We start from the raw sequence: 12,290 nt of genomic DNA, 5'->3' as shown, positions 1-12,290 counted from the left end.
AAGGATAATTCATTATGAGTTCATCTGTTCACCGTATTTCTGTAAGAGAAATGAATGAGATCCGCAGTCGACGACAACTGGCAGTGATGAATAGGTTGTTTCAGCAATGGCAAGCTTTAAGTGAAAAGCGGCTCACTCGCAACGAAAGGACAACTCATATCACAACGGCATATCAAAAATTACGAGAAAAACACGATAAAATTGCACAATTTTCCAGCCGTGAATTGAACGCATTTAATCAAGAAATGGCAAGTTTTACGGTAACTTTGAATAGTGAAATGCGCCAAATAAGAGAGCAATTCATTGAAGAACAAGCAATCGCTGCGCGTAGTCAATACCATCGCCAACGTAATCTTGCTGAATTACTCGAGCGGCTTCAGCAGCAAGCACCTCATGAAATAGCCTTAATTGCAGAGTTACAAAATAAGGCTATTTTAGATGATGAGCAGATGGCCTCGCTTATTTTTCGTGCGATGACAGTGCTGGAAAATGCCGCTAAATCACCAGCAGAAACGCAAAATGAACTGTTAACTCAGCTAAAAGCGCAGTCAGAAGGTAGAAGATTGTTTTGGCAAAGTGGTGGACCACAAAGCCCATTTGCAATCCAATGTGAACAAATTGCCTTGATGATTGAGAAACTAAATGTACTTGGCTGTCAAAAAGAGGCGACATTACACACAGAAAGATTAACTGAACTCCAATCAATGCCAGAGAATGCTCAGCGCCAGATGAGTGCAGACTCCTTAATTATGGTGATGGCTGAACAGTTACGTGATAATCAAAAACACCTTGAATTAATCGAAAGGCTGGCGCAGGTGAGAGATGAACTCGCAAGTTTTGAAAATGTAGAGTTTGCTTCACTTCTTCAACAAGCGGATCAAGCTTCAAGAATTAACCCAATCTCACAGATTGAGCGATTAATTGAACAGATAGAAGCGGCCATAGAGCAAGCGGAAAATGCGATTATTATCCGTGCGCAACGGGAAACCATACTTGAAGGTTTAAGCAAATTAGGCTACGAAGTGCGTGAAAACTCAGTGACTTCATGGTTGGAAAATGGGCAAGTGGTGATTACCCACCCCGCAACTCCGGGCTATGGCCTCGAATTGGGGGGGAAGCAGACGCGTTTTCAGGCTCGCACGGTGGCTTTTTCTTCACAACGTGATAATCAGCGTGATCACGATGTGGATGCTATTTGGTGTAACCAGCATCAACAACTGCAAGATATTCTTGCGCAATCAGATGCGGAGTTAATGATTGATAGGGCATTACCCGCAGGAAGTGGTGAGATGAAAGTAGTTGAAATCACAGATGAAAATGAACAAAATCGCAATATTATAAGCCATTTACCGCATCAAAAAACGTTGCGTTAATCACCCTCTTCTGTATGCGAAAAGGGCATTACCCCTTTTCGCGTACTCTAATACTTTGATGTTCGTTTACCAATGTTTGACATTACGATCAGCCTCGGTGACAGACGTCAGTTTTGCTAATTGCGGTAATATTTTCTTTTTCAAATCATCCATAAAGCTATAGATAACAGGAACGAACAGTAAACTGAGAACGGTAGAACTGAGTAAACCACCAATCACGGCGACCGCCATTGGCGCTCTGAACCCTGCATCGGCCCCTGTAGTCAGCACTAACGGTATCATTCCCCCTATCATGGCGAATGTTGTCATAATAATAGGGCGAATTCGCTCTTGACCAGCCTCAATGATCGCGTTTTCACGGCTTAAACCGCGACGTTCTTTTTCTAAAATAAATTCAACTAATAAGATTGAGTTTTTAGTGACGATACCCATTAACATTAAAATACCGATAATAACAGGTAAGTCGATCATTGCACCGTACAAGACAAGAGCGATGATTGCACCACCGATGGAAAACGGTAGAGCCGCTAAAATGGTAATAGGCTGCATAAAATCTTTAAATAAGATGATTAAAATAGCGAATACCAATAATACACTGAATAGCATAGTGGTACTAAAACGGTTAAACATATCATTCATGTATTCGATATCGCCATCTTCAAGCGGTTCAATGCTTAAGGGTAATGCGTTATATTCGGGAAGAGCCTTCACATTTTCCAATGCTTCACCGAGTGTTAACCCTTCTAAGTTTCCTTCAATGACCATTTTTCGAGAACGGTTCACACGGTCAATTTGGGTAGGGCCATCACTAAAATCGATATTAGTAACGGATTTGATAGGAACACTCAGCTGAGTATTACTTCGAACATAAAGATTGTTTAAAACATTAAGATCATCTTTTTGGTAATCAGGAAGTATCACCTGCAACGCTAATTGTCTTTCCGGTAAATTAAATTTAGCACTTCTGGAATTAGATTCGCCCATACTTGCAACACGTAAGGTATTTGCAATTTCATCTGCGCTTACCGCCGTACGACCTAAATCATTCGTCGAGGGCGTAACGATTAATTCTTTACGTAATAGCGGTTTGACAACGCGCACATTATTGATCCCTTTCACTGTTGCAATGCTATCGCGTAATGTGTGCATAGCCGCCTCTAATTCTTCAGGGTCAGTACCTGTGAATGTCAGCGAAAATTCTTTATTCCCATCACTATTACTAAAGGTATAACGTACGTCAGGACTTTGTTGTAATAAATGAGCAATCGAGTTTTCAAATTGCTTTTGAGACATGGCGCGTTCATGTGGTTCAATTAAAGTAAGAATAAGCTGGCCTTTATGTTGAGCAATACCATCGGCATCATCACTGATCCCCGCAATAGTATAAATGGACTTAACTTCCTCTCTATCTCCGAGTAATTTCGCCAGATGACTGATCGCTTTATTTGTTTCTTCAACCGGTGTGCCTGGTGGTAATTCCACATCAATTTGGCTAACACTAATATCCCCCTCAGGCATAAATCCAGCGGGTAAATAGGCAATTGTTGAAACCGAGCCAATTAAAAATAATAACGCTAAAGACAAAGCAAGTTTACGATGCCGTAATGTCACTAATAAGAACCGTGTATATTTTAAGATCCACTTAGGGACGTTATCTTCTTTAACAGGTTTTGAGGTCGGTAATAATAGATAAGCGGCCATGAGTGGCGTGACTAATCGAGCAACGAGTAATGAAGATAAAACGGCCGCAGAGACTGTAATTCCAAATGGCACAAAATATTTACCAACAAATCCCCCGATAAAACTGACCGGCAAGAAGACCGCGACAATAGTTAATGTTATTGCGACGATAGCGAATCCAATGGCATCGGAAGCTTTTAATGCCGCTAAGTAAGGACGTTCACCACGTTCAATATATTTTTGGATATTTTCAATCTCAACTATCGCATCATCGACTAAAATACCAATGACCAGTGTTAATGCTAATAATGTAATACTGTTCAGGCTGTAATCAAAAAGCGCTAATATAAAAAATGTCGGTAAAATCGACAATGGTAAGGCGATAGCAGCAACAAGTGTGGCTCGCCAGCTTTTCAAAAAGAAGAAAACGATAATAATGGTTAAGAATGCGCCTTCCAAAAGTGTTTGGATGGTTAAATGGTAGCTTGATTCCGTATATTTTACGGTTGAAGATACCAATTCAATGGCAACATCGGGATGTTTTTGTGTGAGTTCTGCAATAGCGCGATTGACCTCTTCGGCAACGATTGTATCACTGGATCCTTTAGCACGAAAAACGGCAAAACCAACCACATCTTTCCCATCTAACTGTGAGACTGTTTTGGTTGTTTTTTGCCCTAAATAAATCGTAGCGATGTCACCTAGCTTAACCCATTGCTGGTCACTAAGCGGGAGTTGGATATTTTTAATATCATCAATATTTTTTTTCTCACCTAAAACCCGAATAGTGTGTTGTAGGTCATTATATTTTGATGATCCGCCTGCTGAGTTTTGGTGAACATTTCGCAGTAATTCGTTAATGCTGATAATAGAAAGTTGTAATGCGGCTAATTTATTCGCATCAGGTTCCACTCTAATAATACTGTCGGCTCCCCCTAAACGGTTGACCTTTTGAACACCGGGGATCATGATCAGTTGTTTGCTGATAGTATCGTCAACAAACCAAGAGAGGTCTGCAATAGATTGCGTATCCGATGAAATGGCGTAACGCAATATGGCGCCACCCTCAACATCAACCCGATTAATTAATGGCTCATCGATAGTTTGGGGCAAATCACTTCTGATTTGTGCTATTTGCTCACGGATATCATTTGTTGCTATATAGGCATCAATATTTAAATCAAACTCAATGGTTGTCGTCGAAATACCCTCAGTAATCGTTGAATAGATATGACGAATACCGGGTATCCCTGATACAGCTTGTTCAATTTGTTTGGTCACTGCATTTTCTAATTCAGTGGGCGAGGAACCATCCTGAGTAACGGTTACCGTTACAATAGGGAAGCTAATAACAGGATTTGCAGTAACAGGTAAATGAATAAATGAAAATATACCTGCTATTGTTAATGCTAAAAAAATAACAATGGTAGGGATAGGGCGAGTAATTGCCCAAGAGGATAACTGCAATCTCATTTGATATCCTTTACAGGTATAACCTTATCATTTTCGGTCAGAAAAGCTTGAGCATTATTAACGACATTAATATCAGTAGGCAGTGGGCTTACTATTTCGACACGTCCTCCTTGTACTTGGCCTATGACGATTTTTTGCTGTTTAACGGTATTATTCTCGACAGTAAAAATGATCCTTTCACCGTTATCGATGGTTCTAATTGCACTATAAGGTAGGGTTAAAATAGGTTTTGCCGCTTTATTTATTATCGCCGTGCCCGACTCACCGAGTTGAATATTAGGGCGTTCATTTGTCATTGATATGCGTATTTTCCCTAGCTGTGAGATTGCATCTATTTTAGGAGATAAATAGCGTAACTTGCCTATAAATTGGTTGTTATCATTTGCTTTTAATGTTATCGATTCAATGGTTGATAGCCGTTTCAGTTCAGAAGAATGCGCGAATGCTTCAAATTCAATTTCATTATTTTCAATGATTTTAAAAAGCAGCTGATTATCCGTTAACATGCCACGTATTGCATGTCGCTCACTGATAACACCAGAAATGGGCGCAATGATTTTTGATTTTTCTTGCTGGCTTTGTTCTTTTAATAATTGTGCTTGCAGCTGGCGCAGTTCAGCACGACTGGCATTTAACATAGCTTGTTGTGCCACGGCTTCCGATTTCGCTTTTTCAAAATCATTGGCTGAAATAACCCCCTTGTGTGCAAGAGGTTTTAATCGAGATAACTCTTTTTGTGATTGTTCTGATAATGCTTTCTGTTGCTGAATATAAGCTGCCGCCTTTTCTGTTTCTGCTTGTAATTGCTCGACTGACGCATTTTGGAGTGGCGATTCTAGCGTCGCTAATAGCTGTCCTTTCTCTACCCATTGGCCTTCTTCGACAAAAACATCGATGACCATTTGTTGCTGTAATGGTGAGCCAATGGCCACTTCATTTTTTGCGATAAATTTACCGGGTAAGCTAATAACCTCTATGTGCTCTATTTTTTGTGGTTGAGTTACACTCAGGCGCATATTTTCAGCGCGAGAAGGTATCGATATGATGATAAGTATGGAAAAAAAACAAAAATAAAAAAAACGTGTCATAAATAAAGAAAGCCGATAGTGAATATGGGGCTTAATATAATCAGAGACACTATTTGTTACCATAAACCGGAGTTAAACCTTAATCTTCTGTTAAGGTTAGCTAAAAAATATTCATCATGAGTTTATGATAAGTCTGAAGGGAATACTCTAACTTGAAATAGATGAAGAGGTCACACTGAAAAGGCGGATGAACTTAGCCTAAACTGGAGTGGGGGTATTACCATTTATAGCCAACACCAATCGTGTAATTGGTATTATTGGAGTCACCTTTATTGGCATTGATTTTTTCTCGAATGATATTCGCATTTAAGTTTAATCCATCTGTCAGGTAGTACATCATTCCTAAACGCGCATTAAAATCTAAGCTTACGTCGTGATTAAATCCTCGGCCGATATGCCCTTTAGTATAGACATTGATAGTTTTTGCAAATAGATTTTGATTAAAGTCCCAAGCCAGATTTCCTTGCATGTAATTTTCTTTACTGTTATCTCGATATGCCATACGTTGGTAACTAATAAGGCCAGTAAAGGAAAGGGCGCTTCTTTCATTATTCCAGACTTGCCAACCAGGACCTGTTCCTAGGCCACCTTTCGATTTAATATCTTCAATCCAGTCATGCTGATAGTTAACAGAATTACGCCAAAAGAAAGCAGGATTAATAAAATGGTCTAGTTCATAACCTAAATTGTAATAATAGGTGCTGACCGTATGATTATCTTTATTTCTTATCATGGCTGCTGTGACGCCATGACGCCATTTTTTGGAGGTAACTTGCATATTTGCATCAAGCGAATATTTTTCACTACGGGAAGCGCCTTTATTGTATGCTGCCCCCGCATTTACAGCGCCCGTTATCTTAGTTTGTTTTGGGTGTTTTTCTTCGATTTTCTTACTCAAAACTAAGCGCTCGTTAATAGCCATTTTTTGCTGTTGATCACCATGAATTAATATGACGTGTTTTGTATCTGCTGCCTGTATTGCATCAATTTGCTGCCACTCAGAGGAAGCATTAGATTTTACAACAGCGGGGTTATCGATACTAAATGTTTTAATATCGTTGAGTTTTATTCTTAATTCTCCAGCATAGCTGGTCTTAATAAGCGCTTTATTATTATCAATAAGGCTGATATCACCAGAGAGTGAATCACCATTTTTTAAGTAGATATTATCAGCATAGCTATTCGCGGTAATTGAAATCAAAATTAAACCTGTAAAACACCGCATTAGACTAAACCCCATATCGTACTAAATATATCAATTAGTTAACCCTAGTATTGATAGAAATATAAGGCAAGATCCTTTACGAATCTGTAGTTATGACGAGTTTAATTTACGCAAATATAGCGTTATTTAATGACGCCAATATTGGGTTAGTTAATATTACTTAGTTGAACTATCCATCGAATATTATTTGTTCAGAAAAGAAGATATCAGCGCGTGAAATTGATATGAATGAGGTTCAGTTTATTGCGTTGGATGCTATATTATGAACTCCTACGCGATGACTGAGGTGTACATATGAAAATGTTAACGCTACAAGAGATGACTGATGCTCAACGCATGAGAGTAAGTACAAGGCTAGGTCAAGAAAGAAAAAAATTGGGGCGTGAATTAACCAATGCGGAGCACAGTAGGGTAAAGAACGAAATTGTCTCTGAAATATCAAAAGAGGTTGAATTGGCAGCTAAAAAGGCCAGAGCGCAGAAAAAGAAAGATAAATTAGTTGCCAGTGAGGAAACATACAGTTGGTCAACTCATAACCACCGTAGGGGTCTCCGTTAAAATATAGTTAATCAATGAGCTATATAGATAACAATTAATTCATTTGAAACTGGCAGAGTCATTAAGTTGGCTCTGTCAGTATGTTTGTTGTAAAAATAACCCTTAATTTCCATGGGTTATCAGCCACTGTAAAACCTCTTGATAATTGCCACGGTACACAATTCTGTCTTGTTTTTGACTAAGCTGATAGTGATACATGGGGTCGTAGTATTCATTAAGTAATGGTACTAGCCAAATTAAGTGAGCATCGGTTTTACCACTTTTTTGTTGTTCGGCTAATGCAATATCCAGTGATGTTGTTAATTCTATGGTGCGTTGCGAACCTAAACGGCGATGAATTGCTGATAGGCCATGGTGCAGATATTCACTGTAGGCTATCCACCCTTGTTCTTCACCATAAGCAGTTAAAAACGCATGCGTCATCCGGTCAAAATATTCTTCTTTTAGTCGCTGTAAACGTAATTCAAAAGGGTCTTCAACAACCACAATAGCTGCATTTGCCATTTGAGCGCGTAGCGCCTCCGGTAGACTATTTGCGCCAATGGTGCGACCTTCATCTTCCAGTATCCAGCGTGTATGTTGTTGAGATTTTTTGAGCATTTCCACCGCTAGATGATTTTCGAATGTGGCTTGTGGGTATTGTTGCTGCAATGTTCTGCCGAAAGAGGAACCACGGTGATGAGCGATCCCTTCAAGGTCAATACCATTAGGTAATTCATGTATCATCATCGTTTTACCGCTGCCAGTATATCCGCCTATCAAAATGATAGGGCGTTGAGCTAACTCTTTTGTTACCTCAATGGCAGCTTGTCTTAATGCTTTGTAGCCACCAATAATTAATGGGTACTCAATCCCTATCTCATGGAGCCATTGCTGAACGATATGTGAACGCATGCCCCCTCGAGCGCAACAGATATAGCCATGAGGAAATTGTTGGCATGCTTTACGCCAAGCAGTAATTCGCTTGGCTCGAATTTCACCGTTGACTAATCGATGACCTAATTCTACTGCTTTTGCTGAGCCTTGTTGTTTATAGCATGTCCCAACAGCAGAACGTTCCGCATCATTCATTAAAGGGATATTGTGCGCGTTGGGCATTGACCCTTGCTGAAACTCAACAGGGGCGCGGACATCAATTAAAGGGGTGCCAGTAGTTAAAATTTGGCGGATATTTTGCGGTAATGCTGCTGATTCCATGGTGAAAACGGTTATTAATCCAAATTATAGGAGCGTCTACTATACTCCTATGTGGGCGTGAAGGCACGTCATGATCCTAACGGAATAATAACAGGATACTTCCATCGTGACGCTGTCACTTATTTCGTGATTCTGTCAATGATTCAGTTTACTGACCTTTTATGATGATGTGTAAGATTTTTCAACTCTGTCAGCGACAGGTAACGGTTGATAAGTCACCGTTAGAGCATTTAATGCTGACAGAAAAAATGAACATCAATGAATTATATGTTTTCGCATTGCGCTTTTATGGCAAGAATACAATCTTCGATAGCTTTAGGATCAGAAGTATCGAAGGGTTTTCCTGTTAAATAAGCATGCTGTGCTGCCGCAAGTAAGCGTTGATGCGAAATATGACTCGTTCTATTCAATAACCAATCTACAGCTTCTGATTTAGATGCAATGTCGTGAGTCGATAACGTATAAAATATACGAGCGAGGGCAAGGATAATATTACATTCATCGCCTTGCCAATCATCCGAGCTATTCCATTGAGCCAATGTCGCTTTGATTGCCTGTGATAAATCCTCTAATGGAATAGGGGCAAATGTGTGGGCAGCATCTTCACCGAGTATTGCGATATTGTGTAACCTCACTTTGGTGAGGAGAATCGCGACATCGGGATCTATTTGTGGGGGTTCAAAGATCCCTGAGTTAATGTCCTCTCTTAACCATTCACCAAATTGTAGTTCGCGATGAGGAGGGTAGCGCCACTGTTTTATGGTTTCACTGAGTAAGATAGTGATTTCTAATGCACGTAACGTAGGATCACTTCCAGGCCAAGCCGATACCGCTAGAAGCTCTCTCATTAATCGTTTACGTTGCTGCTCCGTCAGTGGTACATGAATGGTAACAAGCAAATCAATATCACTAAGGGGTTTTAGTCCCCCATGCAAAGTAGAGCCATAAAGGTGAATAGTATTGAGTGAATCACCAAGATGTTTCTCAATAAGTAAGCAGGCGGATTTCACTTGTTTCTGTATACTGCTGTCTATATGTTCAAAATTCATCAAAAACGTTTCTTTTTATCTCTTGTTATGCGAAATATTAATTACGGACTAAATCGACAGGATAAGAGTTGAATAAATAGCCATCAAAATTAGGATCTTCAACGTCAGATAATTCTAATAGCCGCCGTTTGACATTTTCGAGATGTTGCCACATAGCTTGTTTCGCCGCAATAGGGTCTTTTTTAACCATGGCAGCTAAAATGGCCTGATGATCTTTCATCCATTCTTGGCGGTAATTGATATCAGTAATTCGTGTATGCAATTTTAACCACATAGGATTATTATCTCGCCAAGCCCATGATTGTTTTAACAGTTCAACGAGTAAACTATTATGTGTTGCTTCAGCAATGGTGAGATGGAATTCGCGGTCGTTGTTTTCTGACTCTTCAGGATCCTGATTGTCATGATGCCGTTGTAATGCTTGACGAATATTGGCGATATCAACAGGGGTGACTTGCGTCGCAGCAAACTCAGCAATATTGCTTTCGAGTAGCTGCCTTGCCTGCAACAATTCAAATGGGCCTGCTGCATTCAGCGCGCAAGAGGCAGAGGTCGTGTTTTCTTTTTGATTAGGCAGAGCAATCAGATAAATACCGGAGCCTTTTCGCACTTCAATAAGGTTTTCAAGTTCTAGCATGATCAACGCTTCGCGCACAACAGCCCTAGAAACATTTAGCATCTCGGCTATTTCTCTTTCAGGGGGAAGCCTATCGCCGATGGCATAGCCCATATTCGTGATCATTTGCCGCAGTAAGTGGCCCACTTCTTGGTAAGGACGTTTAGTTTCAGTCGATGATGTCATGATAATGGCCATATCAATCTCCCGTCTTAGTTAAAGTAGTTTAGCACAAATTGGTTGACCAAATGTGATTATGGAAGCTACTCATAAAAAATGACAGCATATAAACTTAGACAATATATACCCCTATGGATTCGGCTTATTTTAATAGAACGCATTGAGTAATAAATAATTAGTGAAGTGTTATATCATTTTGCTAATTCATTTAACGACTCCATTGGTTAACTTATACGTATTAATACTGTGATCAGGTTAACCAAATAAATTAAGGGAAATAGTCGAATAGTGATTTGTATGCCACTATGCTTTTCCAAATTGAACCAATAGACTTCCTAATTTTGTGCTTGCTAGCCCCCTAGGAACCCGTCATGAAAAATAAACTGGCGATGACTGACCCTGTTATTGTCTATCCTAACTGGACGACTGACCGTTTGACAACTCGTATGGTTCATCTCGGGTGTGGGGCATTTCATCGAGCACATCAAGCGCTTTATATGCATCTTGTTTTAGAAAAAACGCAGAGTGACTGGGGCTATTGTGAGGTCAATTTGATGTCTGTGCGTAATATCGCCATCATTGAAGCCCTCAAAGCTCAATCGATGCAATATGCTATTGTAGAAAAAGGACCCTCAACAACAGCATTGAAAGTCATAGGCTCGATGAAAGAAGCGATGCATCCGCTGATTGATGGCGTCGACGCTATCATTGAAAAGATGGCTTCGCCTGATATCAGTATTATTTCGTTAACAATAACAGAAAAAGGTTATTGTATTGACCCAGTAACAGGTCAACTGGATCTTAATAATGAATTGATAAAACAAGATATTACAACTCCAGATACCCCTCGCTCAGCAATAGGGTTTATAACCGCGGCCCTGAAACGACGTTTCGAACGTCAGCGCCCTCCATTTTCTGTGCTCTCTTGTGACAATGTTCGTGATAATGGTCATATGGTTCGTCGAGCCGTTATTGGGTTGGCATCTTTGCAAGATCGGAAACTCAGCGAATGGATTGAACAACATGTCACGTTTCCATGCACGGTGGTAGATCGAATTGTCCCTGCCGTTACGGAAGAAAGTACCAATGAAATGACTCAGTTACTTGGTAAAAACGATCGGTGTGCTGTGATTTGCGAGCCTTTTAAACAGTGGATAATTGAAGACAATTTTGTTCATGGACGTCCTGAATGGGAACTTGCTGGCGCTAAATTTGTGCGGAACGTGAAACCTTTTGAATTAATGAAATTACGTCTGCTCAATGGCAGCCACTCCTTTTTGGCTTATTTAGGTTATTTAGGCGGCTATACCTATATCGCGGATACGATGGATAATCCTGATTACCGCAATGCAGTACGAAAGCTGATGCTTAATGAGCAAGCAATGACGGTTACGGTATCGGAAGATATTGATTTTATCGCTTATACGGACAGTTTAATGGCCCGCTTCACAAATCGAGCGTTAAGGCATCAAACATGGCAAATCGCGATGGATGGTAGTCAAAAATTACCTCAACGCTTATTGGACTCAGTTTTATGGCATTTAGAGCATGGAACGGAACACTCTTGCTTAGTATTAGGCATAGCGGGATGGATGCGTTATATCAGTGGTATTGATGAGCAAGGTAATACTATAGATATACGAGACCCACTAAAAAAAACATTTGCGGCTATATATGCAAAGCACGGTCTTTCCGTCGGGGTCGTTGAAGAGTTATTAGCCATTGAATCGATATTTGATAAACATTTAGCAAATAATCCCTCTTTTATTACAGCAGTGAAATTGGCGTATCAGAAGTTACTGGATGTTGGTGCACGACAAGCTGTGGCGACATTATAACGTTGGAGCTTCT

The 12,290-nt window shown here is 40.1% G+C and carries 9 protein-coding genes; 3 read left to right on the top strand and 6 right to left on the bottom strand.

Features of this window, described 5'->3' with window-relative positions; all coding sequences use genetic code 11:
- Positions 1 to 14: 14 nt before the first annotated feature.
- Positions 15 to 1,373: a hypothetical protein gene (locus tag P2E05_RS10050; protein WP_276122733.1), complete on the top strand. Its 1,359-nt coding sequence runs from the start codon at positions 15 to 17 to the stop codon at positions 1,371 to 1,373.
- A gap of 66 nt (positions 1,374 to 1,439) precedes the next feature.
- Here P2E05_RS10050 and P2E05_RS10045 read toward each other — a convergent pair whose 3' ends face one another.
- The 3 genes from P2E05_RS10045 to P2E05_RS10035 all read right to left on the bottom strand — a co-directional run bounded on the left by P2E05_RS10045 (position 1,440) and on the right by P2E05_RS10035 (position 6,839).
- A complete protein-coding gene (locus tag P2E05_RS10045; protein WP_276122732.1) occupies positions 1,440 to 4,526 on the bottom strand; it encodes an efflux RND transporter permease subunit in 3,087 nt (1,028 codons plus the stop codon).
- Entirely contained in the window at positions 4,523 to 5,542 is a 1,020-nt protein-coding gene (locus tag P2E05_RS10040) for an efflux RND transporter periplasmic adaptor subunit (protein WP_154623438.1), read from the bottom strand. The genes P2E05_RS10045 and P2E05_RS10040 overlap by 4 nt, the downstream gene beginning before the upstream one ends.
- A gap of 289 nt (positions 5,543 to 5,831) precedes the next feature.
- Positions 5,832 to 6,839 carry a DUF481 domain-containing protein gene (locus P2E05_RS10035; protein WP_230085838.1) on the bottom strand — a complete coding sequence of 336 codons (1,008 nt, stop codon included), beginning with the start codon at positions 6,837 to 6,839 and terminating at the stop codon, positions 5,832 to 5,834.
- Between the two features lie 294 nt (positions 6,840 to 7,133).
- Between P2E05_RS10035 and P2E05_RS10030 the strand changes: the two genes are divergently transcribed.
- Positions 7,134 to 7,397 (top strand): DUF3811 domain-containing protein, encoded by a 264-nt coding sequence (locus P2E05_RS10030; RefSeq protein ID WP_154623440.1) that lies wholly within the window; start codon positions 7,134 to 7,136, stop codon positions 7,395 to 7,397.
- 102 nt (positions 7,398 to 7,499) lie between these two features.
- Here the strand turns inward: P2E05_RS10030 and mnmH are convergent, their stop codons facing one another.
- The 3 genes from mnmH to P2E05_RS10015 all read right to left on the bottom strand — a co-directional run bounded on the left by mnmH (position 7,500) and on the right by P2E05_RS10015 (position 10,445).
- Positions 7,500 to 8,594, bottom strand: coding sequence for a tRNA 2-selenouridine(34) synthase MnmH (mnmH, locus tag P2E05_RS10025; protein ID WP_196713108.1), 1,095 nt, complete (start codon positions 8,592 to 8,594; stop codon positions 7,500 to 7,502).
- A 263-nt stretch (positions 8,595 to 8,857) separates the two neighbouring features.
- Positions 8,858 to 9,643 (bottom strand): ANT(3'')-I family aminoglycoside nucleotidyltransferase AadA33, encoded by a 786-nt coding sequence (gene aadA33, locus P2E05_RS10020; RefSeq protein WP_276122731.1) that lies wholly within the window; start codon positions 9,641 to 9,643, stop codon positions 8,858 to 8,860.
- Positions 9,644 to 9,680: 37 nt separating this feature from the next.
- Complete coding sequence (locus P2E05_RS10015) at positions 9,681 to 10,445, bottom strand: FCD domain-containing protein (protein WP_154623448.1); 765 nt, start codon at positions 10,443 to 10,445, stop codon at positions 9,681 to 9,683.
- 365 nt (positions 10,446 to 10,810) lie between these two features.
- Here P2E05_RS10015 and P2E05_RS10010 point away from each other — a divergent pair, with 365 nt between their 5' ends.
- On the top strand, positions 10,811 to 12,277 hold the full coding sequence (locus tag P2E05_RS10010; RefSeq protein ID WP_154623443.1) for a fructuronate reductase: 1,467 nt from the start codon (positions 10,811 to 10,813) through the stop codon (positions 12,275 to 12,277).
- Positions 12,278 to 12,290 lie beyond the last annotated feature (13 nt).

Origin of the sequence: Providencia stuartii (assembly GCF_029277985.1) — a bacterium.
GTDB classification, from domain to species: domain Bacteria; phylum Pseudomonadota; class Gammaproteobacteria; order Enterobacterales; family Enterobacteriaceae; genus Providencia; species Providencia zhejiangensis.
This window is presented reverse-complemented; position numbering and strand designations above follow the sequence as displayed.